The sequence below is a fragment of the Nocardioides bigeumensis genome, assembly GCF_039531755.1.
In the GTDB taxonomy this organism is placed as follows: domain Bacteria; phylum Actinomycetota; class Actinomycetes; order Propionibacteriales; family Nocardioidaceae; genus Nocardioides; species Nocardioides bigeumensis.
In genome coordinates, this window is the sequence record NZ_BAAAQQ010000002.1 from 625829 (window position 1) to 651903 (window position 26075).

25 protein-coding genes are annotated in these 26075 nt (G+C 72.0%); 21 read left to right on the top strand and 4 right to left on the bottom strand.

Annotated features, from left to right (window positions below; genetic code table 11):
• The first annotated feature begins 21 nt into the window (after positions 1–21).
• Positions 22–1755: a DUF3352 domain-containing protein gene (locus ABD295_RS04260; RefSeq protein WP_344302386.1), complete on the top strand. Its 1734-nt coding sequence runs from the start codon at positions 22–24 to the stop codon at positions 1753–1755.
• Positions 1756–1779: 24 nt separating this feature from the next.
• Here the strand turns inward: ABD295_RS04260 and ybaK are convergent, their stop codons facing one another.
• Both ybaK and ABD295_RS04270 read right to left on the bottom strand, forming a co-directional pair.
• On the bottom strand, positions 1780–2268 hold the full coding sequence (ybaK, locus tag ABD295_RS04265) for a Cys-tRNA(Pro) deacylase (protein ID WP_344302387.1): 489 nt from the start codon (positions 2266–2268) through the stop codon (positions 1780–1782).
• Between the two features lie 14 nt (positions 2269–2282).
• A complete protein-coding gene (locus tag ABD295_RS04270) occupies positions 2283–2948 on the bottom strand; it encodes an LON peptidase substrate-binding domain-containing protein (protein ID WP_344302388.1) in 666 nt (221 codons plus the stop codon).
• A gap of 80 nt (positions 2949–3028) precedes the next feature.
• Between ABD295_RS04270 and hisD the strand changes: the two genes are divergently transcribed.
• Genes hisD through hisF form a run of 6 tightly spaced genes read left to right on the top strand, consistent with a single transcriptional unit; the run spans position 3029 to position 8236 of the window.
• The gene (gene hisD, locus ABD295_RS04275) at positions 3029–4345 is read left to right on the top strand and encodes a histidinol dehydrogenase (RefSeq protein WP_344302389.1); all 1317 of its coding nucleotides are present in this window, start codon (positions 3029–3031) and stop codon (positions 4343–4345) included.
• 3 nt (positions 4346–4348) lie between these two features.
• Positions 4349–5449, top strand: a complete 1101-nt coding sequence (locus ABD295_RS04280; RefSeq protein WP_344302390.1) for a histidinol-phosphate transaminase — start codon at positions 4349–4351, stop codon at positions 5447–5449.
• Complete coding sequence (hisB, locus tag ABD295_RS04285; RefSeq protein WP_344302391.1) at positions 5446–6066, top strand: imidazoleglycerol-phosphate dehydratase HisB; 621 nt, start codon at positions 5446–5448, stop codon at positions 6064–6066. Before ABD295_RS04280 ends, hisB begins: the two co-directional genes overlap by 4 nt.
• Positions 6067–6081: 15 nt before the next feature.
• On the top strand, positions 6082–6717 hold the full coding sequence (hisH, locus tag ABD295_RS04290; protein ID WP_344302392.1) for an imidazole glycerol phosphate synthase subunit HisH: 636 nt from the start codon (positions 6082–6084) through the stop codon (positions 6715–6717).
• Complete coding sequence (priA, locus tag ABD295_RS04295; RefSeq protein ID WP_344302393.1) at positions 6714–7478, top strand: bifunctional 1-(5-phosphoribosyl)-5-((5-phosphoribosylamino)methylideneamino)imidazole-4-carboxamide isomerase/phosphoribosylanthranilate isomerase PriA; 765 nt, start codon at positions 6714–6716, stop codon at positions 7476–7478. The genes hisH and priA overlap by 4 nt, the downstream gene beginning before the upstream one ends.
• Positions 7475–8236: an imidazole glycerol phosphate synthase subunit HisF gene (gene hisF, locus ABD295_RS04300; RefSeq protein ID WP_344302394.1), complete on the top strand. Its 762-nt coding sequence runs from the start codon at positions 7475–7477 to the stop codon at positions 8234–8236. The genes priA and hisF overlap by 4 nt, the downstream gene beginning before the upstream one ends.
• A gap of 31 nt (positions 8237–8267) precedes the next feature.
• Here the strand turns inward: hisF and ABD295_RS04305 are convergent, their stop codons facing one another.
• Positions 8268–8915 (bottom strand): TIGR03085 family metal-binding protein, encoded by a 648-nt coding sequence (locus ABD295_RS04305; RefSeq protein ID WP_344302396.1) that lies wholly within the window; start codon positions 8913–8915, stop codon positions 8268–8270.
• Positions 8916–9140: 225 nt separating this feature from the next.
• Here ABD295_RS04305 and ABD295_RS04310 point away from each other — a divergent pair, with 225 nt between their 5' ends.
• From ABD295_RS04310 to ABD295_RS04340, 7 genes are all read left to right on the top strand, one after another.
• The gene (locus ABD295_RS04310) at positions 9141–11012 is read left to right on the top strand and encodes an ABC transporter ATP-binding protein (RefSeq protein ID WP_344302397.1); all 1872 of its coding nucleotides are present in this window, start codon (positions 9141–9143) and stop codon (positions 11010–11012) included.
• Positions 11009–12865 carry an ABC transporter ATP-binding protein gene (locus ABD295_RS04315; RefSeq protein WP_344302398.1) on the top strand — a complete coding sequence of 619 codons (1857 nt, stop codon included), beginning with the start codon at positions 11009–11011 and terminating at the stop codon, positions 12863–12865. Before ABD295_RS04310 ends, ABD295_RS04315 begins: the two co-directional genes overlap by 4 nt.
• Before the next feature lie 126 nt (positions 12866–12991).
• Positions 12992–13192: a hypothetical protein gene (locus ABD295_RS04320; protein ID WP_344302399.1), complete on the top strand. Its 201-nt coding sequence runs from the start codon at positions 12992–12994 to the stop codon at positions 13190–13192.
• A gap of 54 nt (positions 13193–13246) precedes the next feature.
• Positions 13247–13624, top strand: a complete 378-nt coding sequence (gene hisI, locus ABD295_RS04325; RefSeq protein ID WP_344302400.1) for a phosphoribosyl-AMP cyclohydrolase — start codon at positions 13247–13249, stop codon at positions 13622–13624.
• Positions 13617–14195, top strand: a complete 579-nt coding sequence (locus ABD295_RS04330) for a Trp biosynthesis-associated membrane protein (protein WP_344302401.1) — start codon at positions 13617–13619, stop codon at positions 14193–14195. Before hisI ends, ABD295_RS04330 begins: the two co-directional genes overlap by 8 nt.
• 40 nt (positions 14196–14235) lie before the next feature.
• The gene (locus tag ABD295_RS04335) at positions 14236–14469 is read left to right on the top strand and encodes an HGxxPAAW family protein (RefSeq protein WP_344302402.1); all 234 of its coding nucleotides are present in this window, start codon (positions 14236–14238) and stop codon (positions 14467–14469) included.
• 23 nt (positions 14470–14492) lie between these two features.
• Positions 14493–14936: a DUF2752 domain-containing protein gene (locus ABD295_RS04340; RefSeq protein ID WP_344302403.1), complete on the top strand. Its 444-nt coding sequence runs from the start codon at positions 14493–14495 to the stop codon at positions 14934–14936.
• Between the two features lie 32 nt (positions 14937–14968).
• On the opposite strand, the gene ABD295_RS04345 is transcribed toward ABD295_RS04340, so the two are convergent.
• The gene (locus tag ABD295_RS04345; protein ID WP_344302404.1) at positions 14969–15295 is read right to left on the bottom strand and encodes a DUF4190 domain-containing protein; all 327 of its coding nucleotides are present in this window, start codon (positions 15293–15295) and stop codon (positions 14969–14971) included.
• A gap of 204 nt (positions 15296–15499) precedes the next feature.
• Here ABD295_RS04345 and trpC point away from each other — a divergent pair, with 204 nt between their 5' ends.
• From trpC to ABD295_RS04380, 7 genes are all read left to right on the top strand, one after another.
• Entirely contained in the window at positions 15500–16288 is a 789-nt protein-coding gene (gene trpC, locus ABD295_RS04350) for an indole-3-glycerol phosphate synthase TrpC (protein WP_344302405.1), read from the top strand.
• Entirely contained in the window at positions 16288–17493 is a 1206-nt protein-coding gene (trpB, locus tag ABD295_RS04355) for a tryptophan synthase subunit beta (protein ID WP_344302406.1), read from the top strand. The genes trpC and trpB overlap by 1 nt, the downstream gene beginning before the upstream one ends.
• Positions 17490–18290 carry a tryptophan synthase subunit alpha gene (gene trpA, locus ABD295_RS04360; protein WP_344302407.1) on the top strand — a complete coding sequence of 267 codons (801 nt, stop codon included), beginning with the start codon at positions 17490–17492 and terminating at the stop codon, positions 18288–18290. The genes trpB and trpA overlap by 4 nt, the downstream gene beginning before the upstream one ends.
• Positions 18287–18937, top strand: a complete 651-nt coding sequence (locus ABD295_RS04365) for an SCO family protein (protein WP_344302408.1) — start codon at positions 18287–18289, stop codon at positions 18935–18937. The genes trpA and ABD295_RS04365 overlap by 4 nt, the downstream gene beginning before the upstream one ends.
• Positions 18934–19806 carry a prolipoprotein diacylglyceryl transferase gene (gene lgt / locus ABD295_RS04370; RefSeq protein ID WP_344302409.1) on the top strand — a complete coding sequence of 291 codons (873 nt, stop codon included), beginning with the start codon at positions 18934–18936 and terminating at the stop codon, positions 19804–19806. The genes ABD295_RS04365 and lgt overlap by 4 nt, the downstream gene beginning before the upstream one ends.
• 175 nt (positions 19807–19981) lie before the next feature.
• On the top strand, positions 19982–24565 hold the full coding sequence (gene gltB, locus ABD295_RS04375) for a glutamate synthase large subunit (RefSeq protein WP_344302410.1): 4584 nt from the start codon (positions 19982–19984) through the stop codon (positions 24563–24565).
• Positions 24558–26012 carry a glutamate synthase subunit beta gene (locus tag ABD295_RS04380; protein ID WP_344302411.1) on the top strand — a complete coding sequence of 485 codons (1455 nt, stop codon included), beginning with the start codon at positions 24558–24560 and terminating at the stop codon, positions 26010–26012. Before gltB ends, ABD295_RS04380 begins: the two co-directional genes overlap by 8 nt.
• Positions 26013–26075: the final 63 nt, after the last annotated feature.

The window sequence follows — 26075 nt, forward strand, 5'->3', positions numbered from 1 at the left end:
GGTGCACACAGGGGGAGCATGATGTCCAGCAACCTGCCGCCGTCCGCGGCTCCGGAGCCCGAGGGCTCCCAGGCCGAGTACCTCGAGCAGGGCAGCGGGGCGCCGCTCCCGCCGGCCGCTGCCCCGGCGCGCAACCTCAGGCCCTTCGTGATCGGGGGTGTCGCGGTCGCGGGCCTCGCCGTGGCCGGTGGCGCCGCGTGGGCGGCGATGTCGTTCTTCTCCACGGGTTCACAGCCCGCCGAGGCACTGCCGGGCTCGACCCTCGCCTACCTCGCGGTCGACCTCGACCCGTCGGGCGGTCAGAAGATCGAGGCGATCCGCACGCTGAACAAGTTCCCCGCCTTCAAGGACGAGCTCGACCTCGACACCGACGACGACATCATGAAGCGGCTGTTCGACGAGATCCAGGCGGACGCGGAGTGCGCCAACCTCGACTACGAGGACGACATCGCCTCGTGGCTGGGCAACCGGGCAGGGGTGGCCGTGGTCGACGCCGAGCCGACGGTCGTCGGGGCGATCCAGGTGACCGACGCCGAGGCCGCCGAGGCCGGCCTGGAGAAGCTGCGCAACTGCGGCGCCAACGGCGACGCGTCCGAGCCGGCGCCCGCCGACGCCGAGATGGGGTTCGCGGTCGAGGGTGACTGGGCGGTGGTCGCCGAGACCGACGACATCGCCGCCCGCGTGCTGGCCGACGGCGCCGAGGGCTCGTTGGCCGACGACTCGGCGTACCAGACCTGGACCGAGCGCGCCGGCGACCCCGGCATCGTGACCGTCTACGTCGCTGCCGATGCCGCCGACGCGCTGGTCGACAACCTGGACCGGTTCTTCGGCAGTGCCGAGGACCTGGGCGGTCTGGTGATCGAGCAGTCCGCGTACGACGACGGCACGGTCTCGTCCGAGGGCGACGTGACGGTCGCCGGCGAGCAGGTGCCCGACGACACCGCGGAGACCATGGAGAGCCTCTTCGAGGGCTTCGACGGCATGGCCGCCACGCTGCGCTTCTCCGACGGTGCGATCGAGCTCGAGCAGGCAGGCTCTTTCGGCTCCCAGTTCCAGCTCCTCTACGCCTCCGACCGCGGCGCGGACGCGATGACGACGCTGCCTTCCGACACGGTCGCGGCCTTCGGGGTCGGCTTCGAGGAGGGTTGGCTCCGGGCGCTGGCCGAGCAGTTCGCGCAGCAGTTCGGCGACCTGATGGGCGAGGACATGACGGTCGACGACATGTTCGAGGAGCTGTCGACCCAGACCGGCCTGGACATCCCGCAGGACGTGGAGACGCTGACCGGTGAGTCCATGGTCTTCGCGCTGGGGCCTGACTTCAGCCCGGAGCAGTTCATGAGCTCCGGCGACGGCTCTGACGTGCCGATGGGCGTCAAGATCAAGGGCGACGCCGAGGGCATCGAGGAGGTCCTCGACAAGCTGCGCGACCTGGCCGGCACCGACGCCGACATCATCGGCTCCGAGTCGGCCGACGGCTTCGTGGCGATCAGCCCCAGCGACGACTTCCGCGCGGCTCTCCTGGAGGACGGCGGTCTTGGTGACACCGCCGCGTTCAAGGATGTGATCCGCGAGGCCGAGCAGGCGGGGGCGGTCTTCTACGTCGACTTCGACGCCGGCGACGACTGGCTGGTCGAGCTGTCCGGGGACGACCCCGAGGCGAAGGCCAACCTCGCGCCGCTCTCCGCCGTCGGCGGCTCCACCTGGACCGAGGGCGACGTCATCCACGCCGTGCTGCGGCTGACCACCGACGATTGACGCCGGCACGAGAGGGCGCTTTCCTCACGAGCGCCCGATCGCCGCGACGACGGCGCCGGTGACGGTCACCAGGTCGGTCGGCGCGAGCTCGAGGTCGAGGCCGCGTCGGCCGGCTGAGACGTAGACGGTCGGCCAGGCGAGCGCCGACTCGTCGAGGACGGTCGGGTGGGCGCGTCGCTGCCCGACCGGCGAGATGCCGCCGGCGACGTACCCGGTCGCACGCTCGGCAGTGGTCAGGTCGGCCATGGTCGCCTTCGATCCGCCCAGCGCCCGGGCCAGCGCCTTCAGGTCGAGCTGGCCGGTGACCGGCACGATGCCCACGACCAACGCGCCGTCCAGCGACGCCATCAGGGTCTTGAAGACCCTGCCGGGCTCCACGCCGAGGGCGTCGGCCGCCTCGAGGCCGTACGACGGGGAGCGCGGGTCGTGCTCATAAGGGTGCAGCGTGAAACCGATGCCGGCCCTGGCCAGGGCCACCGTGGCCGGCGTACCCCCGGCCGCCTTCTTCGCCATGCGATCCGGGTGGCTCAGTTGGGGGACCAGCGCGTGCGCGCGACCTCGGTCGCCGGCAGCGAGGGGATGGCGTTCATGGCGCGCAGCTCCGAGCGCAGCATCTCGCTGACCATGAGCAGGCGGCCGGTCGTGTCGTCGGACTCCAGGAGCGCCTGGCGGTCGGGCATCGGCAGGGGGGCGACCGCCGCCAACGTCCAGGAGAGGTACGTCGGGTCCTTGGGCAGCGCGCCCGGGTGCGGGTCGCCGCGATAGGGCGTCACGGCGGCCCGGTAGGCGGTGAAGAGCGCCAGGGCTCGTTCGACGACGGCAGGGTCCACGTCGGAGTCGCTGAGCGGGATCGCCTCGACCTCACCGGCGGGGAACGGGCCCGACGTGACCAGCCGGTCGAGGCGGATCCGGTCGCGGCCGACGGCGATGATGTCGAAGGTGCCGTCGTCGTGGGACTCGACGTCGGTCAGCTGCAGGCGGCATCCGACCCTGAACAGCGACTGCGCGCCGTGGTCGCCGACCTCGTAGCCCTCCCGGATGCCGACCGAGCCGAAGAGCCGGTGCGCCGGGTCGGGTTCGCGGATCAGGTGGTGCACGAGCGCGCGGTAGCGATCCTCGAAGACTCGCAGCGGCACCACCACGCCAGGGAAGAGCACCGTCCCGAGCGGGAACATCGGCAGCGTCGCGCTCACGTCGCCCAACCTACTGCGGCACCCGTCCCGCACACCGGCGCACCGCCGGGCGTTCGGGTGGTCGCGCCTAGTCTTGTCCCATGATCCGACGCATCGACCTGCGAGGAGCCGCCCGCGTGGGCGACTCCGCGACGCCTGTCGACTACCGCGCCGTCGTCCCACGCGCGGAGCTCGACGTCGAGGCAGCGGTGCCCGCCGTGCATCGGATCATCGAGGAAGTCCGGGTGCGCGGCGTGGAGGCGATCCGCGAGCTCTCCCAGCAGCACGACGGCGTCGCTCCGGAGCGGCTCCGGGTGCCGGCCGCGGCCCTCGTCGAGGCGCTGGAGTCGCTGGACGCCGACGTCCGCGCCGGGCTCGAGGAGTCGATCGCGCGCCTGCGCGTGACCAGCGCGGCAGAGCTCGAGCGCGAGGTGGCCACCGAGGTCGCCCCCGGCGCCCGGGTCACGCGCCGGATCGTGCCGATGGACCGGGTGGGGCTCTACGTTCCCGGTGGACTCGCACCGCTGGTGTCGAGCGTGCTGATGAACGTCGTGCCCGCGCAGACCGCGGGCGTGGGCGCCATCGCCCTCGCCTCCCCGCCGCAGAAGGACCACGGGGGCCTGCCACACCCGACGATCCTCGCGGCGTGCGCCCTGCTGGACGTCGACGAGGTGTACGCCGTCGGCGGAGCCCAGGCGATCGCGATGTTCGCCCACGGAGTCGGCGAGTGCGCGAAGGTCGACCTGGTGACAGGACCCGGCAACATCTGGACGGTCACGGCCAAGCGCCTGCTCAAGGGCGTGGTCGGCATCGACTCCGAGGCCGGCCCGACCGAGATCGCGATCCTCGCCGACGACTCCGCCGAGGCGGCGTACGTCGCGGCCGACCTGGTCAGCCAGGCCGAGCACGACCCGTTGGCGGCCGCCGTGCTGGTCACGGACTCGGAGCGGCTGGCCCACGACGTCGAGCGCGAGCTGGAGAAGCAGGTGCTCGCCACCCGCCACATCGAGCGGATCCGCATCTCGCTCGGCGGCACCCAGTCGGCCATCGTGCTCGTCGACGACGTCGACCAGGGCGTCGAGGTCGTCAACGCGTACGCCGCCGAGCACCTCGAGCTGCACACCGTCGACGCCGCCGCGCTGGTGCCGCGCATCCGCAACGCAGGCGCGATCTTCGTCGGTGCCCACGCGCCGGTCTCGCTGGGCGACTACTGCGCCGGCTCCAACCACGTGCTGCCGACCGGTGGCTGTGCCTGCCACTCCTCGGGGTTGTCGGTGCGCGCCTTCACCCGGACCGTGCAGGTGGTCGACTACTCCCGCGACGCGCTCGCCGAGGTCGCGGGTCACGTCGTGGCGCTGGCCGAGGCCGAGGACCTGCCCGGCCACGCAGCAGCCGTCCGCGTGCGCTTCGAGGGCTGAGCGATGACCTTCCCACCGCTCCGCGAGGAGCTGCGAGGCCTCCTGCCCTACGGCGCGCCGCAGCTGCCCATCGACGAGGTGCCGGTGCAGCTCAACGTCAACGAGAACCCCTACGGACCGAGCGACGCGTGCGTCGCCGACATCGCGAGCGCCGTCGCGGTGGCCGCGGCCACCCTCAACCGCTACCCCGACCGCGAGTTCACCGAGCTGCGGGCGGCCCTGGCGGCGTACCTCTCGGGCGACACCAGCGCCTCCGTGGGACCGGAGCAGGTGTGGGCGGCCAACGGGTCCAACGAGGTGATGCTCCAGCTGCTGCAGGCCTTCGGGGGCCCCGGGCGCTTGGCGCTGTCGTTCGCGCCGACGTACTCCATGTATCCCGAGTACGCCCGCGACACCGTCACCGAGTGGGTCGAGGGACGCCGCGAGGACGACTTCACCCTCGATCTCGACCGGGCGCGGGCGCTGGTCGAGGAGCGACGTCCGAGCGTCGTGCTGCTGCCCTCGCCCAACAACCCCACGGGCACCGCGCTGGCCCCCGAGGCGGTGACAGTCCTCTGCGACGCCGTCGGCGACGGTCTGGTCGTGGTGGACGAGGCCTACGGCGAGTTCCGGCGTGACGGCACTCCCAGCGCGCTCGACCTGCTGCCGACGCACCGCAACCTCGTGGTCACCCGCACCATGAGCAAGGCCTTCGCCCTCGCCGGTGGCCGGCTGGGCTACCTCGCCGCGCATCCCGCCATCTGCGACGCGATCCGGGTCGTGCGGCTGCCCTACCACCTCTCCGCGGTCACGCAGGCCACCGCACTGGCGGCGCTCCGGCACGCGCCGGAGCTGCTGGCGCGGGTCGACGACCTGCGCAAGGAGCGGGACGCCACCGTCGACTGGCTGCGCGACCGAGGTCACGACGTGGCCGACAGCGACGCCAACTTCGTGCTCTTCGGCACCTTCGCCGACCGGCACGCGGTGTGGCAGGGACTCCTCGATCGTGGGGTCCTGATCCGCGAGGTCGGGCCGTCCGGCTGGCTACGGGTGTCGGTCGGGACGCCCGAGGAGATGGGAGCATTCCGTGAGGCACTGGTGCACGTGACGGAGGAGCAACGATGACAGCACCGACGAGGACCGCGACGATCGACCGTGAGACCAAGGAGTCAAAGGTCCACGTCGCGCTCGACCTCGACGGCACCGGCCGGTCGCACGTGTCGACGGGAGTCGGGTTCTACGACCACATGCTCACCGCCTTCTCCCGGCACTCGCTGATCGACCTCGAGGTCGAGACGGCGGGCGACCTGCACATCGATGCCCACCACACCGTCGAGGACACCGCCATCGCGCTCGGTGACGCCTTGCGCGAGGCGCTGGGCGACAAGGCCGGCATCCGCCGCTTCGGCGACGCCACCGTTCCGCTCGACGAGGCGCTGGTGCAGGCCGTCGTCGACGTCTCAGGGCGTCCCTACTGCGTGCACACGGGTGAGCCGGACGCGCAGGCGTACGTCGCCATCGGCGGGCAGGTCGGGCCGCCCTACCAGGGGTCGCTGACTCGGCACGTCTTCGAGACGTTGGCCTTCCACGCCCAGATCGCGCTGCACGTCCGCGTGCTGTCCGGTCGCGACCCCCACCACCTGGTGGAGGCGCAGTTCAAGGCCGTGGCCCGCGCGCTGCGCGACGCGATCGCTCGCGACCCGCGCGAGACCGGCGTGCCGTCGACCAAGGGCACGCTGTGACCTCGGTGACCGGGCTTGTCGAGATCTAGCGTCGTCGTCCTCGACTACGGGTCGGGGAACCTCCGCTCCGCCGTGCGCGCTCTCGAGCGCGCCGGTGCCGACGTGACGCTGACGGCCGACCGCGCCGCGGCGGCGGACGCCGACGGTCTCGTCGTCCCCGGGGTCGGCGCGTTCGCCGCGTGCATGCGCGGGCTGCTCGGCGTCCGCGGTCCCGAGCTCATCGGCCGTCGCCTTGCGGGCGGGCGCCCGGTCCTGGGCATCTGCGTGGGCATGCAGGTGCTCTTCGAGACCGGGATCGAGCACGGCGTGACCACACAGGGCTGCGGCGAGTGGCCGGGCGTGGTCGAGCGGCTCCAGGCGCCGGTCGTCCCGCACATGGGCTGGAACACCGTCGAGCCCCCCGCGGGCACCGCGCTCTACGAGGGCATCGAGCAGGAGAGGTTCTACTTCGTGCACTCGTACGCCGTCCGCGACTGGACGCTCGTCACCAACGACCGCACCCGCGCGCCCCTGGTGACGTGGGCCGAGCACGGTGGCGACCGCTTCGTGGCCGCAGTGGAGAACGGGCCGCTGACCGCGACGCAGTTCCACCCCGAGAAGTCCGGCGACGCGGGCGCCGCGCTGCTGCGCAACTGGGTGCGGTCACTGTGACCGGCCGGGGGAGCGCCTACCTCGAGCTGCTGCCTGCCGTCGACATCGCCGGCGGCCAGGCGGTCCAGCTCGTGCAGGGCGTGGCCGGGTCGGAGAAGCGCTTCGGCGACCCGATCGAGGCCGCGCTGCGCTGGCAGGACGCCGGCGCCGAGTGGATCCACCTCGTCGACCTCGACGCCGCCTTCGGGCGCGGCCACAACCGCGAGCTCCAGGCGGAGATCGTCGGGCGGCTCGACATCAAGGTCGAGATGAGTGGCGGCATCCGCGACGACGAGTCGCTGGAAGCCGCGATGTCCACTGGCTGCCGCCGGGTCAACATCGGCACCGCCGCTCTCGAGCGGCCCGAGTGGTGCGCGGCGGCGATCGCGTCGTACGGCGACCGTGTGGCCGTGGGGCTCGACGTCCGGGGACGCACCCTCGCCGCGCGCGGGTGGACGCGGGAGGGCGGCGACCTCTACGACGTGCTGGCCAGGCTCGACGCCGAGGGCTGTGCCCGCTACGTCGTCACCGACGTCAACAAGGACGGCATGCTGCAGGGGCCCAACCTGCAGCTGCTCCGCGACGTGGCGGCCGCCACCGACCGGCCGCTGGTCGCCTCGGGCGGCGTCACCACCCTCGACGACATCCGGGCGCTGATGGAGCTGGTGCCGGTCGGCGTCGAGGGAGCGATCGCTGGCACGGCGTTGTACGAAGGTCGCTTCACGCTCGAGGACGCCCTCGCGCTGACGCGCTCGGCGGTCGACCCGGGTCGGGACCGATGACCCTCTCCGTCCGCGTCATCCCGTGCCTCGACGTCGCCGCCGGCCGGGTCGTGAAGGGCGTGCGCTTCCAGGGACTGCGCGACGCGGGCGACCCCGTGGAGCTCGCGGCGAAGTACGACGCCGACGGCGCCGACGAGCTGACCTTCCTCGACATCTCCGCGTCCTACGAAGGCCGCGCCACGACGTTGGAGGTGGTCTCCAGGACCGCCGAGGAGGTCTTCATCCCGTTGACCGTCGGCGGCGGCGTGTCGTCGGTCGACGACGTCGACAGTCTCCTGCGAGCCGGTGCCGACAAGGTCGCGGTCAACACCTCGGCGATCCAGCGCCCCGAGCTGATCGCCGAGATCGCCGACCGGTTCGGCAACCAGGTGCTGGTGCTCTCGGTCGACGCGCGGCGGGCGGCCGGCACCGACTCGGGCTTCGAGGTGACGACCCACGGAGGCCGCACGTCGGCCGGCCTCGACGCGCTGGCGTGGGCAGCCCGGGGCGCCGAGCTCGGCGCGGGCGAGATCCTGCTCAACGCGATGGACGCCGACGGCACCCGCGATGGCTTCGACCTCGAGCTGATCAGGCGGGTCCGCGCCGAGGTCACCATCCCGGTGATCGCCTCCGGCGGTGCCGGCACCGCGGCACACTTCCCGCCAGCCGTCGAGGCCGGCGCCGACGCGGTGCTCGCCGCCAGCGTCTTCCACTTCGGCACGCTCTCCATCGGCGAGGTCAAGGCAGCGCTCTCCGCGGCCGGTCACCCGGTCCGCTGACCAAGCAGCCGGGTCTGAGAGCTCAGAGGGTTCAGAGGGAGAGATCGGCGCCGCGCAGCTTGCGGACGGCGTCGTCGGGGCCATCGAAGGTGAGGCCACGGGTCTGGGCGCGGCCGAAGAGGAAGAGGACGATCTCGGCGACCGGGCCTGAGACGACCACCGGGTCCGGGCCCGACTGCAGCACGGCCTCCTTCAGCGCGTCGCCGGGCTTGTCGGGATCGGTACGCCGGATCGTGACCGGCACGTCGGCGGACCGCGTCAGGAAGACGCCCTGCTTTGAGATCGCCTTCCACAGGGTGCCCCGGGCGCGTCCATCGAGCTCGCGCGGCTCCCAGGTGGGCTGGGCCCGGCGCAGGTCCTCGTGGTGCACGAACAGCTCGAGGCTGTTGACGAGGGCGTCGACCTTCGGCAGCGCGACCGGCGACAGCCAGGGACGGGTGCGGAACCGCTCGACCAGCTCGGCGAAGTCGTCCCGGGCGAGCCGCTTCATCTGGTGCTCGGTCACCCCCGAGAGGAACGGCACGGAGATCCCGGGAGCCCCGATCAGGCTGCGCTCACGCACGAGCAGGTGGCAGATCAGGTCCTTGGCGGTCCAGTCGCCCGACAGCGTCGGGGCGTCCTCGCCGACCTCGAGGGCGGTGTCGCAGAGGGCGTCGCGCTCGGACTGGACGAAGTTCATGGTGGTGAGCCTAGAAGGGGTGCCCCCGGGCCCCGCCGATGCGGCTGTTGTCGGCGCCCCGGAATAGCCTGGCGAGCGCCCGCGGTTGCGGGTGAGAAGCAGAAGAGGCGAGCAGGGGAGCGCACGACGAGCACCACGAGCAGTGAGACCACGGCGACGGAGCCCGACCTCGGTGCCAGCGGGCAGCGAGGCGGCACGACCCTCGCCGGGTTCCGCGTCCTAGCGGTGGCGATCAGGCGCGAGCCCCACATCTTCGCCCTCTCCACCCTCGGCAGCCTGCTGTTCGGGGCGCTCACCGTCGCCGACGCCTGGGTGCTCGGCTGGGCTACCGACCACGTGGTGCTCCCGGCCTTCCGGGACGGCGAGATCGGCACCGGGCTCCTCTGGGTCGTCCTCGCGCTCTTCCTCGGCGTCGCCCTGCTGCGGGCGGTCGGCATCGTCGCCCGCCGGCTCGGGGCGGGCATCATGCAGTTCCGGATGCAGGCGCACACCCGCCGCGCGGTGACCCGTCAATACCTGTCGCTCCCGATGGAGTGGCACCAGCGGCACCCGACCGGCCAGCTGCTCTCCAACGCCTACTCCGACGTCGAGGCCGCCTGGGGCCCGATCGCGCCGCTCCCCATGGCGGTGGGCACGGTCGCGATGATGGTGATCGCCATCGTGCAGATGCTCCTGGCGGACCTGGTGCTCGCCGTGGTCGGCATGCTCGTCTTCCCGGCCGTCGTGGTCGCCAACCTCTTCTACCAGCGGTTCGCCTCGCCGCTGATGACCCGCGCGCAGCAGCTGCGCGCCGAGGTCAGCGAGATCGCCCACGAGTCCTTCGACGGCGCCCTGGTCGTCAAGACGCTCGGCCGCGAGCAGGAGGAGACCGATCGCTTCACGGTCAAGGCCCACGAGCTGCGCGACGTCAACATCCGCGCTGGGCGCATCCGGGCGGCGTTCGACCCCACGCTCGCGTCCCTGCCCAACCTCGGTGTCCTGGTGGTGCTGGGCGTCGGCGTCTCGCGGGTGCTGAGCGGCAGCACCGACCCCGGCGACGTGGTCACGGTCGCCTACCTCCTCACGATCGTGTCGTTCCCGATCCGTTCGATCGGCTGGTTGCTGGGCGAGTTCCCGCGCAGCGTGGTCGGCTACCACCGCGCCGACGCCGTGGTCCGCGCCACCGGCTCGATGGAGTACGGCGACCGCTCGATCCCACGTCCCGACGTCGCCGGGGGCGCCCGGCACGGTGCCCGGCTCGAGGTCGACGGACTGGCCTACTCCTACGACCCGTCGGTGCCGCTGCTGACGGACGTGACCTTCGACGTCGAGCCCGGCCGCACCGTCGCCGTGGTCGGAGCCACCGCGAGCGGCAAGAGCACGCTGACCAACCTGCTCACCCGGTTGATCGACCCGGACGGAGGTCAGGTCCGCATCGACGGGGAGGACCTGCGTGACCTGCGTCCGGGCGCGTTGGCCGAGGCCGTGGCCGTGGTGCCGCAGACGGCGTTCCTCTTCGACGACACCGTGCGCGGCAACGTCACGCTCGGGGCCGACATCGCCGACGAGGAGGTCTGGGCGGCGCTACGTGCGGCGCAGGCCGACGGCTTCGTGGCCGCGTTGGCGCACGGCTTGGACACTCAGCTCGGCGAGCGCGGCACGTCGCTGTCCGGTGGGCAGCGGCAGCGCATCTCGCTGGCGCGCGCCCTCGCACGTCGACCCCGGCTGCTCGTGCTCGACGACGCCACGTCGGCGGTCGACCCCGAGGTGGAGGCCCGCATCCTCGCCAGCCTGCGCAGCGAGGCAGACGGGCACGGCGCCAGCCTGGTCGTCGTGGCCTACCGCAAGGCGACCATCGGCCTGGCCGACGAGGTGGTCCACCTCGAGGACGGTCGCGTGGTCGACCGGGGCACCCACGCCGAGCTGCTGGTCCGCAGCCCCGCCTACGCCACCTTGGTCAACGCCTACGAGCACGTGCCGCCGCACCCCAGCGCCGAGCCTGCGGTGCCGGCGGACGCGACCGAGTGGGAGGTGCCCGACGACCACGGCGGGCGCACGGGCCGCGACGGCCGCGAGGACGACCGCGCCGAGACCGTCTGGCGAGGTGACGACGGATGAGCGCCCGCACCATCGAGCCGGAGTCGACCTCCGGCACCCGCATGGACACCGGCGAGGACATCGGCGCGCTCGACACGATCCGCCGCGGCGTGGCCATCTCGCCCGAGCTCCGGCAGGGCCTCGGCGTCACCCTCCTCCTGGCGGTGGTGGCGTCCTTCGGCCAGGTCATCGTCCCGATCGCCGTGCAGCAGACCCTGGACCGCGGCCTCAACGGGCCGGGTGGCCCGGACGTCCGGTTCGTCGCGTTGATGGGCTTGATCTGCGCGGCCGGCATCGGGTTGACCAGCGCGGCGTCCTACCTCATGACCAGCAGGCTCTTCACCTCTTCCGAGCGCGGCCTCGCGACGCTGCGCACCAAGGCCTTCCGGCACGTGCACGACCTGCCGTTGCTGACGCAGAACACCGAGCGCCGCGGCGCCCTGGTCTCGCGGGTGACGAGCGACGTCGACCAGGTCAGCCAGTTCCTGGTGTTCGGCGGCCTGATCTTCGTGGTCAGCATCGGCCAGATGCTCGTCGCGACGGTGATCATGCTGGTCTACAGCTGGCAGCTCTGCCTGGTGGTGTGGGTCTCGTTCGCCCCGCTGTTCCTCTCGATCCGCTACTTCCAGCGCAAGCTGTCGGACGCCTACAGCCTGGTCCGCCGTCAGGTGGGCGTGCTGCTGTCGGCGATCAGCGAGCCGGTGGTGGGGGCGGCGGTGGTCCGCTCCTACGCGGTCGAGGCGAGGACCCAGCGCCGCATCGACGACGCGATCGACGAGTTCAAGGCCGCCAGCACCCGCGCCCAGACCTTCACGGTCATCTCCTTCAGCCTGGGCGGCATCTCCGCGGGTCTTGCCAACGCGGGCGTGATCGTCGTCGGCGTGCTGCTCGGCTTCACCGGTGACATGACGTCGGGGCAGGTGCTGGCCTTCGCCTTCCTGGTCACCCTGTTCGTGGGGCCCGTCCAGATGGGCACCCAGATCCTCACCGACGCGCAGAACGCCATCGCCTCCTGGCGCCGGGTGATCGGCATCCTCGACACCCCGGCCGACCTCGTCGACCCGGGTGTCGACGGGCAGGTGCTGCCGCGGGGGCCGATCGAGGTGCGTTTCGACGACGTGACCTTCGCCTATCCCGACGGCCCGCCGGTGCTGCGCGACGTCACGCTCTCCATCGCACCCGGCAAGAAGGTCGCGATCGTCGGCGAGACGGGCTCGGGCAAGTCGACCTTCGCCAAGCTGCTGACCCGGCTGATGGACCCCTCCGAGGGTGCGGTGCTCCTCGACGACATCGACGTCCGGCGCATCGCGCAGCGCAGCCTGCGCCGCAGTGTGGTCCTGGTGCCGCAGGAGGGCTTCCTCTTCGACGACACGATCACCGCCAACGTCCAGTACGGCCGCTTGGGCGCCACCGAGGCGGAGATCCTGGCCAGCGCCGACGAGCTCGGCCTGACCGACTGGGTCACCGGGCTGCCCGGCGGCCTCGAGACCCAGGTCGGTCAGCGCGGCGAGTCGCTGTCGGCGGGGGAGCGCCAGCTGGTCGCGCTGCTGCGTGCCCACCTCGCCGACCCCGACCTGCTGGTCCTCGACGAGGCCACGAGCGCGGTCGACCCGGCGCTCGAGATGCGCATCGGCCGGGCGCTCGAGAGGCTGATGTCGGGGCGCACCTCGGTCACCATCGCGCACCGTCTTTCCACGGCCGAGGCGGCCGACGAGGTCGTGGTGGTCGACCGCGGTCGCGTCGTCCAGCGCGGCCCGCACGCCGAGCTGGTGGGCGACCCCGACGGGGTGTACGCCGGGCTGCACCGATCGTGGGTCGCCCAGCAGGGGGCGCCGGCGACCGGTGGATCGGTCAGCCGGCCAGTCGGGCGTTGACGGCGTCCGCCGAGAACTGACGGTCCACCACCAGTCGCGTCAACCCGACGACAGCGGCGTGGGCTCGCGGCGCTGCTGGAGACGCGGCGCGGCTGCCCGGCCTTCGCCCCCAGCTCGCCTCAGCACGTGGAGCAGCACGACGACCGCGTGTTCGTGGTCCGCCAGGGGGCCGGGACGCCGCACGAGCTCGTCTGCGCCACCAACGTGACCAGCGAGGTGGTCGTGATCGACGGGATCGTCGGCACGGACGTCCTCACGGGGCAGCAGGTCGGCCCGCTCCGGCTCCCCGCCTACGGGGACGCCTGGGTCAGTCCTGACGTGCGCTGACCGCGCCCTGGCCGCCGCGGCGGCGCTCGACCACGGGTGACGGATACTGGGCCGGTGCCCGAGCCCATCTCCCTCGCCCCTGCGATCTCCGCGCGTCTCCAGCGCGACGACGCCGGTCTCGTGGCCGCCGTGGTGCAGCAGCACGACACCCGCGAGGTGCTCATGGTCGGCTGGATGGACGACGAGGCGCTCGCCCGCACCCTGTCGACCGGGCGGGCGACGTACTGGTCGCGCTCCCGAGGCGAGTACTGGGTGAAGGGCGACACCTCCGGTCACCGCCAGTGGGTCAAGGAGGTGCGCCTCGACTGCGACGGCGACACGCTGCTGGTCCTGGTCGACCAGGAGGGTCCGGCCTGCCACACCGGCACGCGCACCTGCTTCGACGCCGATGTCCTGCTCGGCTCGCCGGACCTGAACGGATCTGATGGCTGACGTACGCCGCACCTACGCCGCCGTCATGGCCACCGGCGTCCTGTCGGCCGCGCTCGCCGCGGTCATGTCGAGTCGGCGCCTCCTCGACATCGAGGGGTTCCTGGTGGCGGGTGACGGCTCCACGCTGGGCTCGGGACCCGCCACCGACCTGCCACTGGCCACAACCCTGTCGATGGTCGTCCTGGCCGCCTGGGGCGTCCTGGTCGTGACGCGAGGACGCGTCCGTCGTGGGGTCGCCGTGCTCGGCGCCGTCGCTGCCCTCGGCGTGCTGACCACCGTCGCCGCCGGCTACCGGCAGCTGCCCGACGGAGCCGCTGACGAGCTGGCCCGCGTCGGCGCCAGGCCGGAGGTCTCCCTGAGTGCGTCCTACTGGCTCGCCCTCGCTCTGGCGGTCGTCTCGGTGGGGGCCGCCGTCGCCGCCGTCGTCCTCGTGCCGCGGTGGCCCGCCATGGGCACGCGGTACGACGCACCCGTGGGCGGCAGCGCCGGCGGCGTGGGCGTGCAGGGCGAGACCGACGACGACCTGGCACTCTGGAAGGCGCTCGACGAGGGACGCGACCCGACCGCCTGACCCGACCGCCTGACCCGTCTGCGGTTCCCGCCTCGCTAACATGCTTCCGACCGCCCAGACCCCGCTCGACCGCGCAGGAGAATCCATGGCCCACCACGGCAACACCCCGGCAGCCTGGACCGGCGTGACCATCGCGATGATCGGGTTCGTCGTGGGTGGCGTCGCGCTGATGATGACCCCGGTCAACATGACCGTCTTCTGGGTGGCTGCCGTGATCACGGTCCTGGCGCTGCCGGTCTTCGCGGTGATGAACAAGATGGGGATGGGCGACTAGCCCTGGTGCCCCCGATGGCCCACATGACAGGGCAGGCCCCGCCGCAACCTCCGGTCCGGGACCGCTCGCGCGCCGGGCGCCTGGCAACGCCGCTCCTGAGCGCCGGCTTGGTCGGGGCGCTGACCCTGGCGCTCCACCATCGCGACCCGCACGTCCAGGGCAGCTGGGGCGCCTGCCCGACCAAGCTGCTCACGGGGCTCGACTGCCCCGGCTGCGGCGGCCTGCGTGCCGTCAACGACCTCACCCACCTCGACCTGGCCGGAGCGGCGTCGAGCAACCTGCTCTTCGTGCTCGCGATCCCGCTTGTCCTGGGCGTGTGGATCGCCTGGGTACGCCGCTCGTGGCGCGGCGAGGGCAGGCTCCTGCCCGTGGCCCATCCGCAGCGCTGGGCGGTGGCCCTGCTCGTGGTCGCGACGGCCTTCGCCGTCGTGCGCAACCTGCCCGTGGGCGGGTGGCTGGCCGCCTGACCGTGGTCAGGCGGCCAGTCCCGCTTGGCGGATCAGTTGTCGAAGAGGTTGCCGTAGATGCCGCCGCCGGTCGCGAACAGGATCAGGTTGATGACCAGGAACACCAGGGCGATGATGCCCAGGATGAGGCCTGCCTTGGCCATGCCGGCGCCCTGCTGCCCGGTCTGCGCGATCTCCGCCTGCGCCTGACGGCCCATGACGATGGCCGCGATGCCGACCGGCCCGCAGCACAGCAGGCCGACGATGCCGGTGACCAGCGCCCAGATCGCCTTCTGGTTGGTGCCCTGCGGCTGCTGCCCGTAGGGCGACTGCCCGCCGTACTGCGGCGGCGGGGGCGGCGGCGGTGCGTCGTAGCTCATCTGGTCTCCTCGTCCCGAGTGGCGTAGTGGGGGACCCGTCGAGCGTCCCCCGGACGGCAGGAGGCTACACAACAGTTGTGCCGCTGACCGTCAGACGCGCGTCTCGGGCGCCGGTCCCGGCGGAGCCGCGCACGGGTGCGTGAGAGGCTGTGCGCGTCCCGAAGCACCCCTCTCCCGCCCACCAGCCGCCCCGGAGGTCATCGCGTGTCCGTGCTCGACGACATCGTCGCGGGCGTCCGCGAGGATCTCGCCGCACGCGAGTCGGCGACCCCGCTGACGGACCTGCGCGCGGCGCTGGCCGACGCACCCCCGCCCCGGGACCCGATGCCGTCCTTCCGCGCCCCCGGCACCAGCGTGATCGCCGAGGTGAAGCGGCGCAGTCCCAGCAAGGGCGACCTCGCCGACATCCCCGACCCGGCCGAGCTCGCGACGGCGTACGCCCTCGGCGGTGCCCACGCCATCAGCGTGCTGACCGAGCAGCGTCGCTTCGGCGGCTGTCTGGCCGACCTCGCGGCGGTGCGGGCCGCGGTCGGCATCCCGCTGCTGCGCAAGGACTTCATCGTCAGCGACTACCAGCTCGTCGAGGCGCGAGCGACCGGTGCGGACCTCGCGTTGCTCATCGTGGCCGCGTTGGCCGACGACGAGCTGCGCCGGCTCCACGACCTGGCGGGAGAGCTCGGCCTCACCGTGCTGGTCGAGGTCCACGACGAGGCCGAGGCTGCCCGAGCCGTCGACCTCGGCGCAGGGCTGATCGGCGTCAACGCGCGCAACCTGAAGACCCTCGAGGTCGATGACCAGGCGTTCGGCAGACTGGCAGGACAGCTCCCGGCGCACGCGGTCCTGGTCGCCGAGTCCGGGATCTCGAGCCAGGCCGACGTCGACCGCTACGCCGCCGAGGGGGCGCGGGTGGTGCTCGTCGGGGAGGCCCTGGTCAAGGACGGCGACCCGGAGGCCGCCGTGCGACGGATGACCGGACGGACAGGAGCAGCGTGATGTACGACGCCGACGAGCGCGGCTGGTTCGGCGACTTCGGGGGGCGGTTCATGCCCGAGGCGCTCATCGCCGCGCTCGACGAGCTCACCGCCGCCTGGCGCGACGCGATGGCCGACCCCGGGTTCGGGGCCGAGTTCGACGCGATCCTGCGCGATTACGCCGGCGTGCCGAGCCTGCTCTACGACGCCCAGCGACTCAGCACCGAGCTCGGCGGGGCCAGGATCCTGCTCAAGCGCGAGGACCTCAACCACACCGGCGCGCACAAGATCCGCAACGTGCTGGGCCAGGCGCTCCTCACCAAGCGGATGGGCAAGACACGGGTGATCGCCGAGACCGGCGCGGGACAGCACGGCGTGGCCAGCGCGACAGCGGCGGCGTACTTCGGCCTCGACTGCACCGTCTACATGGGGTCGGTCGACGTGAAGCGGCAGGCCCTCAACGTCGCGCGCATGCAGCTGCTCGGCGCCAAGGTCGTGCCCGTCGACTCCGGCAGCGCCACGCTGAAGGACGCCATCAACGAGGCGCTGCGCGACTGGGTCGCCAGCGTCGACCACACGGCGTACCTCTTCGGCACCGCCGCCGGGCCGCACCCCTTCCCCAGCATGGTCCGCGACTTCACCCGCGGCATCGGTGACGAGGCCAGGGCGCAGTGCCTCGAGCTCACCGGTCGGCTCCCCGACGCGATCGCCGCCTGCGTCGGCGGCGGCTCCAACGCGATCGGCCTCTTCACCGCGTTCCTCGACGACCCCGACGTGGCCATCTACGGGTTCGAGCCGGGCGGCGAGGGCGTCGACACCGGGCGGCACGCCGCGACGATCCATGCCGGCGACAGCGGTGTGCTGCACGGCGCCCGCACGTTCGTCCTCCAGGACGAGGACGGCCAGACCGTCGAGTCGCACTCGATCTCGGCCGGGTTGGACTACCCCGGCGTCGGTCCGCAGCACGCCCACCTGGCCAAGTCCGGCCGCGCCGAGTACCTCCCGGTCACCGACGCGCAGGCGATGGACGCCCTCGCCCTGCTCGCCCGGACCGAGGGCATCATCGCCGCGATCGAGTCCGCGCACGCGCTGTCCGGGGCCTACGACATCGCGCGCCGGCTGGGCCCCGAGGGCCTCGTCCTGGTCAACCTCAGCGGCCGTGGCGACAAGGACATGGAGACCGCCATCAAGTGGTTCGACCTCGGCGGCGCGGGAGACTCCCGATGACGCTCAGCGTCGCGACCGCCTTCGACAAGGCCAGGTCCGAGAACCGCGCCGCCCTCGTCGGCTACCTGCCCGCCGGCTACCCCGACGTCGACGGCGGCATCGACGCGATGCGCGTCCTGGTCGACTCCGGCTGCGACGCGATCGAGATCGGGCTGCCCTACAGCGACCCCGTCATGGACGGCCCCACCATCCAGGCCGCGGCGCAGCAGGCGCTCGAGCGCGGCGTGCGCACCAAGGACGTGCTCCGCACGGTGGAGGCGGTCGCGGCCACCGGTGTCCCCACCCTGGTGATGACCTATTGGAACCCCGTCGAGCGCTACGGTCCCGCCCGCTTCGCGGCCGACCTCGCGGACGTCGGGGGAGCCGGGCTGATCACGCCCGACCTGACGCCCGACAGCGCCGACGAGTGGATCGCCGCAGCCGACGCGCACGACCTCGACAAGGTCTTCCTCGTCGCGCCGTCCTCGACCCCTGCACGCATCGCGATGACGACCGCGGCCTGCCGCGGCTTCGTCTACGCCACTGCGGTCATGGGCGTCACCGGCGCCCGCACCACCACGAGCGAGCTGGCCGAGCCGCTCGTGCGTCGCACCAAGGCGGTCACCGACCTGCCGGTCGCGGTCGGTCTCGGGGTGAGCACGGGCGACCAGGCGGCCGAGCTGGCGGCGTACGCCGACGGGGTCATCGTCGGCTCCGCGTTCGTCCGGACGCTGCTCGACCGTGCCGACGACCGCGCTGCCGGCCTGGCCGCCCTCGGCGCGCTGACCGAGGCTCTCGCGCAAGGGGTCCGACAATGACGGCCTCGGTCCGCACCCAGACCCTGCTGCTCGCCCTCGCCGCCCTGCTCCTGGCCGGTTGTTCACAGGTCGAGGGCGGCGGCACCAGCAACGCGATCGTGGTCGGCGGCGACGACGACGGCTACCACGGGGTCGTGCTGACCGAGCCCTACCCGGTCCCCGAGCAGAAGCTCGTCGACACCGATGGCGGCAAGTACTCCCTCGCCACCGACGCGACCAAGCCGCTGACCCTGGTGTTCTTCGGCTACACGCACTGCCCCGACATCTGCCAGATCGTCATGTCCACGATCGCGTCTGCGCTCAACCGGCTGGACGAGTCCGAGCGCGCCGAGGTCGACGTCGTGTTCGTCACCACCGATCCGGCCCGTGACACGGGACCGGTCCTGCGCGACTACCTCGACCAGTTCGACCCGGCGTACGTCGGCCTCAGCAGCGACCTCCAGACCGTCATCGACGCCGGCGAGCCGCTCGGGGTCTACGTCGCCAAGGGCGAGGAGCTGCCGACCGGCGGCTACGAGGTGGACCACGGGACGCCGATCATCGGCGTGGCCCCGGGCGGCACCGCGCCCATCGTGTGGTCGGAGCCGTCGTCGGCCGAGCTTGCCGAGGACCTGCACAAGTTCCTCGCCGACGGAGGCATCTCATGAGCGGTCTCGTGGCCCAGACCGTGCTGTCCATCCCGAGCCCCGGCAACGGCGTCTGGCACCTGGGGCCGCTGCCGCTGCGCGCCTACGCCCTCTGCATCGTCGCCGGCATCGTCGCGGCCGTCTGGATCGCCGACAAGCGCTGGATCGCCCGGGGCGGCGCCCCCAACGAGATCGCCGACCTGGCCATCTGGGCGGTGCCGTTCGGCATGGTGGGCGGCCGGCTCTACCACGTGCTCACCGACTGGGAGCTCTACTTCGGCGAGGACAAGAACCCCGTCACTGCGCTCTACGTCTGGCGCGGCGGTCTGGGCGTCTGGGGCGCGATCGCGATGGGCGCGCTCGGCGTGGTGATCGGTGCCCGGTTCAAGGGGATCAAGCTGCTTCCGGTGATGGACGCGATGGCGCCGGGCGTCCTGGTCGCCCAAGCACTCGGCCGCTGGGGCAACTACTTCAACCAGGAGCTCTTCGGCCGTCCCACCGACCTGCCGTGGGGACTCGAGATCGACGCCGGTCACCGGCCCGCCGGCTACCTCGACGAACCCACCTTCCACCCGACCTTCCTCTACGAGTCGCTCTGGTGCCTGGCCGCTGCCGTCCTGGTGATCTGGGCCGACCGCCGCTTCAAGCTCGGCTACGGCCGCGTCGTCGCGCTCTACGTCATGGCCTACACCGCCGGCCGCGCCTGGATCGAGATGCTGCGCATCGACTCCGTCCAGCTCGACGACGTGCTGGGCCTGCGCTGGAACGTCTGGACCTCGATCATCCTGTTCGCCCTCGCGCTGGCGTACTTCCTCTGGTCCCGGCGCCGCCACCCGGGCCGCGAGCAGTCCGTCTACCGCCGGGAAGACGTCGCGACCGAAGTCGCCTGAACAGTCGCTGACGGTAGGGACGCCCCCGTTCGCCCGCTGAGATGGTGGTCTCGACATCCGGTTGCCCCGGTGTAGCGTTTGACCAGCCGCGCGGGCCAACGTTGTCCCCTGCCGCCGTTCAGCACTCGGCCTCACCACCCCCGATGGTGAGCACGACGACGACGGGAGGAATGCCATGCACGCGTTCCCGCAGAGGGTCCCTGAGGGCCTCTACGACCCGCGGTTCGAGCACGATGCCTGTGGCGTCGCGTTCGTCGCCACCCTGACCGGCGAGGCCAGCCACGACATCGTGCTGAAGGGCCTCACCGCTCTGCGCAACCTCGAGCACCGCGGTGCCGCGGGCGCCGAGCCCAACTCCGGCGACGGCGCGGGCATCCTGCTGCAGGTGCCGGACGCGTTCCTGCGCGCGGTGACCGCCGACCTGGGCGTGACGCTGCCGCCGTCCGGCACGTACGCCGTCGGCACGGCGTTCCTGCCCGGCGACGACGACCACGTGGCCAAGACCCGGCAGCGCATCGAGGAGCTGGCCGAGGAGGAGGGGCTGGCCGTGCTCGGCTGGCGCGACGTGCCCACCGAGCCGGGGCTCCTCGGCGCGACGGCCCGGTCGGTGATGCCGTCGTTCAGCCAGCTGTTCGTGGCGGGTGCCCAGCAGCGCGTGGCCGGCATGGCCCTGGAGCGGATGGCCTTCTGCCTGCGCAAGCGCGCTGAGAGGGAGACCGACGTCTACTTCCCGTCGCTGTCGTCGCGCACGCTGGCGTACAAGGGGATGCTCACCACCGACCAGCTGGACGCGTTCTTCCCCGACCTGGTCGACGAGCGGATCGCCTCGGCGCTGGCGGTGGTGCACTCGCGGTTCTCGACCAACACCTTCCCGAGCTGGCCGCTGGCCCACCCGTTCCGCTTCATCGCGCACAACGGCGAGATCAACACGGTGATGGGCAACCGCAACTGGATGCGGGCCCGCGAGGCGCTGCTGTCCTCCGACCTGATTCCGGGCGATCTGGAGCGGCTGTTCCCGATCTGCACGCCGGGTGCGTCGGACTCGGCGTCCTTCGACGAGGTGCTCGAGCTGCTGCACATGGGCGGCCGCAGCCTCCCGCACTCGGTGCTGATGATGATCCCGGAGGCCTGGGAGAACCACACCGAGATGGACGACGCCCGTCGGGCGTTCTACTCCTTCCACAGCGCCCTGATGGAGCCTTGGGACGGCCCGGCGTGCGTGGTGTTCACCGACGGTTCGCAGATCGGCGCCGTGCTCGACCGCAACGGTCTGCGCCCGTCGCGTTACTGGGTGACCGACGACGGACTCGTCGTGCTGGCCTCCGAGGTGGGTGTGCTCGACCTCGACCCGGCGTCGGTGGTCCGCAAGGGTCGGCTGCAACCGGGCCGGATGTTCCTCGTCGACACCGACGAGCACCGCATCATCGAGGACGAGGAGGTCAAGGCCGAGCTGGCCGCGGAGCACCCGTACGACGAGTGGCTGCACGCCGGCATGGTCAAGCTCAGCGACGTCCCCGAGCGCGAGCACATCGTGCACACCCACGCGTCGGTGACGCGCCGCCAGCAGATCTTCGGCTACACCGAGGAGGAGCTGCGCGTGCTCCTCACGCCGATGGCCAACAACGGCGCCGAGCCGATCGGCTCGATGGGCACGGACTCCCCGATCGCGGCGCTGTCGGCGAAGCCGCGGCTGCTCTTCGACTACTTCAGCCAGCTGTTCGCCCAGGTCACCAACCCGCCGCTGGACGCGATCCGCGAGGAGCTGGTGACCTCGCTCTACGGATCGATCGGCCCCGAGGCCAACCTCCTCGACCCCTCGCCGGCGTCGTGCCGCCAGGTGGTGCTGCCGTTCCCGGTCTTCTCCAACGACGACCTCGCCAAGATCCGGCACATCAACCGCGACGGCGACATGCCCGGCTACACCTGCCACATCGTGCGGGGTCTCTACCCCGTCGAGGGTGGCGGCGAGGCGATGGCGGCCCGGCTCGACGAGCTGTGCGCGGAGGTCTCCGCGGCGATCGCCGAGGGCGCGCGCATCATCGTGCTCTCCGACCGGCACTCGACCCAGGAGCTGGCGCCGATCCCGTCGCTGCTCCTGACGGGCGCGATCCACCACCACCTGGTTCGCGAGAAGACCAGGACCCAGGTGGGCCTGATCGTCGAGGCCGGGGATGTGCGGGAGGTGCACCACGTCGCGCTGCTGATCGGGTACGGCGCCGCGGCGGTCAACCCGTACCTCGCGATGGAGTCCGTGGAGGACCTCGCCCGCGACGGGTTCTACGTCAAGACCGAGCCGGAGGTCGCGGTCAAGCACCTGATCAAGGCGCTCGGCAAGGGCGTGCTGAAGGTGATGTCGAAGATGGGCGTGTCCACGGTGGCGTCGTACACCGGAGCTCAGATCTTCGAGTCCGTCGGGCTGTCCTCGGCCGTGGTCGACCGCTACTTCACCGGCACCACCTCCAAGCTGGGCGGCGTCGGGCTCGACGTGCTCGCAGAGGAGGTCGCGCGCCGGCACGCGACGGCGTACCCCCGTGGCGGCATCGCGCCCTCCCACCGGGAGCTGCAGATCGGCGGCGAGTACCAATGGCGCCGCGAGGGCGAGCCGCACCTCTTCGATCCCGACACGGTCTTCCGGTTGCAGCACTCGACGCGGACCCAGCGCTACGACGTCTTCAAGCAGTACACCCAGCGCGTCGACGAGCAGTCCGAGCGGCTGATGACGTTGCGCGGCCTGTTCCGCTTCAAGGACCCGGCGGCGTCGGGTCGCGCGCCGATCCCGGTCGAGGAGGTCGAGCCGGTCTCGGAGATCGTGAAGCGCTTCTCGACCGGCGCGATGTCCTACGGCTCGATCTCGCAGGAGGCGCACGAGACGCTGGCGATCGCGATGAACCGCCTCGGTGGCAAGTCGAACACCGGCGAGGGCGGCGAGGACGCCGACCGCCTGCACGACCCGGAGCGGCGCTCGTCGGTCAAGCAGGTGGCGTCGGGGCGGTTCGGCGTCACGTCCGAGTACCTCACCAACTCCGACGACATCCAGATCAAGATGGCGCAGGGAGCCAAGCCCGGTGAGGGCGGCCAGCTGCCCGGCAACAAGGTCTATCCCTGGGTGGCCAAGACGCGGCACTCGACACCCGGCGTGGGCCTGATCAGCCCGCCGCCGCACCACGACATCTACTCCATCGAGGACCTGGCCCAGCTGATCCACGACCTCAAGAACGCCAACCCCGAGGCGCGGATCCACGTGAAGCTCGTCAGCGAGGTCGGGGTCGGCACGGTCGCCGCCGGCGTCTCGAAGGCGCACGCGGACGTCGTCCTGATCTCCGGCCACGACGGCGGCACCGGCGCCTCGCCACTGACCTCGCTCAAGCACGCGGGCGGCCCGTGGGAGCTCGGCCTGGCCGAGACCCAGCAGACGTTGCTGCTCAACGGTCTCCGCGACCGGATCGTCGTGCAGACCGACGGCCAGCTGAAGACCGGCCGCGACGTGGTGATCGCCGCGCTGCTGGGGGCGGAGGAGTTCGGCTTCGCGACGGCGCCGCTCGTCGTGTCCGGCTGCATCATGATGCGGGTCTGCCACCTCGACACCTGCCCGGTCGGCGTCGCGACGCAGAACCCCGTGCTCCGCGAGCGGTTCAGCGGCAAGCCAGAGTTCGTCGTCACGTTCTTCGAGTACGTCGCGCAGGAGGTGCGCGAGCTGCTGGCCGAGCTCGGCTTCCGCAGCATCGAGGAGGCCGTGGGCCAGGCCGGGGCGTTGGACGTCGCGGCGGCCGTCGACCACTGGAAGGCCGACGGGCTCGACCTGACGCCGGTGCTGCACGTGCCCGAGGTCAGCGGCGACTTCGGCCAGTTCGCCGGCCAGGACCGGCACCGCACAAAGTCCCAGGACCACGGGCTCGACCGGGCGCTCGACCACGAGCTGATCAGGCTCGCCGGCCCCGCGCTCGAACGTGGCGAGCCGGTGCGGGCCCAGCTGGCCGTGCGCAACGTCAACCGCACGGTCGGCACCATGCTCGGCCACGAGGTGACCAAGCGTTACAAGGGTGCGGGCCTGCCTGACGGCACGATCGACCTCACCTTCACCGGGTCTGCGGGGCAGTCGTTCGGCGCCTTCCTCCCGCGCGGCATCACCCTGCGCCTCGAAGGCGACGCCAACGACTACCTCGGCAAGGGTCTCTCCGGCGGCCGGATCGTGGTCCGGCCCGACCGCGCCGCCACCTTCGCCGCGGAGGACCAGATCATCGCCGGCAACGTGATCGCCTACGGCGGCACCGGTGGCGAGGTCTTCCTGCGCGGCCAGGTCGGCGAGCGCTTCTGCGTGCGCAACTCCGGTGTCACCGCGGTCGTCGAGGGTGTGGGTGACCACGGGTGCGAATACATGACCGGAGGCCGCGCGGTGGTGCTCGGACCGACGGGCCGCAACTTCGCGGCCGGCATGTCGGGCGGGTACGCCTTCGTGCTCGACCTCGACGAGGGCAGGGTCAACCCGGAGCTGGTCGACCTGGTCGCGCTCGACTCGGCCGAGCTCGCCGACACGGCGTACGCCGACGAGGTGCGCGAGCTCGTCCAGCGGCACGCCGAGGAGACCGGCTCGGTGGTCGCCCAGGCCCTGCTGGCCGACTGGGATGCCGCGCTGGGGCGCCTCACGCTCGTGATGCCCCGCGACTACAAGCGGGTGCTGGACACCAAGGACGAGGCGCTCGAGCAGGGCCTCGACGAGGAGCAGGCCGCCAACCGGATCATGGAGGTGCTCTATGGCTGATCCACGCGGATTCATCAAGCACGGCCGGGAAGTGGCGGCGCGCCGACCCGTCGACGAGCGCGTCGACGACTGGGACGAGGTGTACCCCGACGGCATCGGGCGCGCCCTCCTGCCGATCATCACGACGCAGGCGGGGCGCTGCATGGACTGCGGCATCCCCTTCTGCCACCAGGGCTGCCCGCTCGGCAACATCATCCCCGAGTGGAACGACCTGGTCTGGCGCGACGACTGGGACGGCGCCATCGAGCGGCTGCACGCCACCAACAACTTCCCGGAGTTCACCGGGCGGCTGTGCCCCGCCCCCTGCGAGACCGCCTGCGTCCTCGGCATCAACCAGGACCCCGTGACGATCAAGAACGTCGAGGTGGCGATCATCGATCGTGCCTGGGGCTCCGGCTTCGTGCGTCCGCAGCCGCCCGAGTGGCTGTCGGGCAAGACCGTGGCTGTCATCGGCTCCGGTCCCGCCGGCCTCGCCGCCGCTCAGCAGCTGACGCGGGCCGGGCACACCGTCGCCGTCTACGAGCGCGCCGACAAGATCGGCGGCCTGCTCCGCTACGGCATCCCCGAGTTCAAGATGGAGAAGAAGCACCTCGACCGGCGCATCGACCAGATGCGCCGCGAGGGCACGGTCTTCCGCGCCGGCGTGACGGTGGGGGAGCAGATCACCGGCGACCAGCTCCGCGACCGCTACGACGCCGTCGTGATCGCCACCGGCTCCACGATCGGCCGCGACCTGCCCGTGCCGGGGCGCGAGCTCGCGGGCATCCACCAGGCCATGGAGTTCCTGCCCCAGGGCAACCGGGCCGCGCTGGGCGAGGAGGTCGAGGGGCAGATCACCGCGACCGGCAAGCACGTCGTGATCATCGGAGGCGGCGACACCGGAGCGGACTGTCTCGGCACGTCGATCCGACAGCAGCCCGCGTCGGTGACCCAGCTCGAGATCATGGCGCGCCCGCCCGAGGAGCGCCCGGCCGGACAGCCGTGGCCGACGTACCCCATGACGTTCCGGGTCTCCTCGGCTCACGAGGAAGGTGGCGAGCGCGTCTACGCGGTGTCGACCCAGGAGTTCCTGGGCGACGAGGACCGGCGGGTCCGTGCGCTGCGCCTGGTCGAGGTGGACGCGAAGTTCCAGCCGGTCGAGGGCACCGAGCGGGAGATCCCCGCCGAGCTGGTGCTGCTCGCCATGGGCTTCGTCGGTCCCGAGCGGCCGCTGCTCGAGCAGCTCGGCGTCGACCTCGACGAGCGCGGCAACGTCAAGCGCGACGGTGCCTACGCCAGCACCGTCGACGGCGTCTTCGCGGCCGGCGACGCCGGTCGCGGACAGTCGCTGATCGTCTGGGCGATCGCCGAGGGCCGGGCCGCCGCGGCCGCCGTCGACACCTACCTGACCGGTTCGACCACGCTGCCCGCGCCGATCCCGCCGACCGCCCGCCCGCTCACTGTCTGAGCCCGCTGCTTGATGAACCGGCACCACATCCCAGAATTCGCCCGACGGTCGCTTGGAACGATC

Coding starts and splice junctions, on each gene's coding strand:
- ABD295_RS04340 (WP_344302403.1), top strand. CDS start 14,493: ATGACAGGGCAGGCCCCGCCGCAACCTCCGGTCCGGGACCGCTCGCGC.
- ABD295_RS04280 (WP_344302390.1), top strand. CDS start 4,349: ATGACCTTCCCACCGCTCCGCGAGGAGCTGCGAGGCCTCCTGCCCTAC.
- gltB (WP_344302410.1), top strand. CDS start 19,982: ATGCACGCGTTCCCGCAGAGGGTCCCTGAGGGCCTCTACGACCCGCGG.
- ABD295_RS04315 (WP_344302398.1), top strand. CDS start 11,009: ATGAGCGCCCGCACCATCGAGCCGGAGTCGACCTCCGGCACCCGCATG.
- ABD295_RS04260 (WP_344302386.1), top strand. CDS start 22: ATGTCCAGCAACCTGCCGCCGTCCGCGGCTCCGGAGCCCGAGGGCTCC.
- trpA (WP_344302407.1), top strand. CDS start 17,490: ATGACGCTCAGCGTCGCGACCGCCTTCGACAAGGCCAGGTCCGAGAAC.
- hisD (WP_344302389.1), top strand. CDS start 3,029: ATGATCCGACGCATCGACCTGCGAGGAGCCGCCCGCGTGGGCGACTCC.
- ABD295_RS04335 (WP_344302402.1), top strand. CDS start 14,236: ATGCTTCCGACCGCCCAGACCCCGCTCGACCGCGCAGGAGAATCCATG.
- ABD295_RS04305 (WP_344302396.1), bottom strand. CDS start 8,915: ATGAACTTCGTCCAGTCCGAGCGCGACGCCCTCTGCGACACCGCCCTC.
- ABD295_RS04330 (WP_344302401.1), top strand. CDS start 13,617: ATGGCTGACGTACGCCGCACCTACGCCGCCGTCATGGCCACCGGCGTC.
- hisB (WP_344302391.1), top strand. CDS start 5,446: ATGACAGCACCGACGAGGACCGCGACGATCGACCGTGAGACCAAGGAG.
- ABD295_RS04380 (WP_344302411.1), top strand. CDS start 24,558: ATGGCTGATCCACGCGGATTCATCAAGCACGGCCGGGAAGTGGCGGCG.
- ABD295_RS04345 (WP_344302404.1), bottom strand. CDS start 15,295: ATGAGCTACGACGCACCGCCGCCGCCCCCGCCGCCGCAGTACGGCGGG.
- ybaK (WP_344302387.1), bottom strand. CDS start 2,268: ATGGCGAAGAAGGCGGCCGGGGGTACGCCGGCCACGGTGGCCCTGGCC.
- ABD295_RS04365 (WP_344302408.1), top strand. CDS start 18,287: ATGACGGCCTCGGTCCGCACCCAGACCCTGCTGCTCGCCCTCGCCGCC.
- trpB (WP_344302406.1), top strand. CDS start 16,288: ATGTACGACGCCGACGAGCGCGGCTGGTTCGGCGACTTCGGGGGGCGG.
- hisF (WP_344302394.1), top strand. CDS start 7,475: ATGACCCTCTCCGTCCGCGTCATCCCGTGCCTCGACGTCGCCGCCGGC.
- lgt (WP_344302409.1), top strand. CDS start 18,934: ATGAGCGGTCTCGTGGCCCAGACCGTGCTGTCCATCCCGAGCCCCGGC.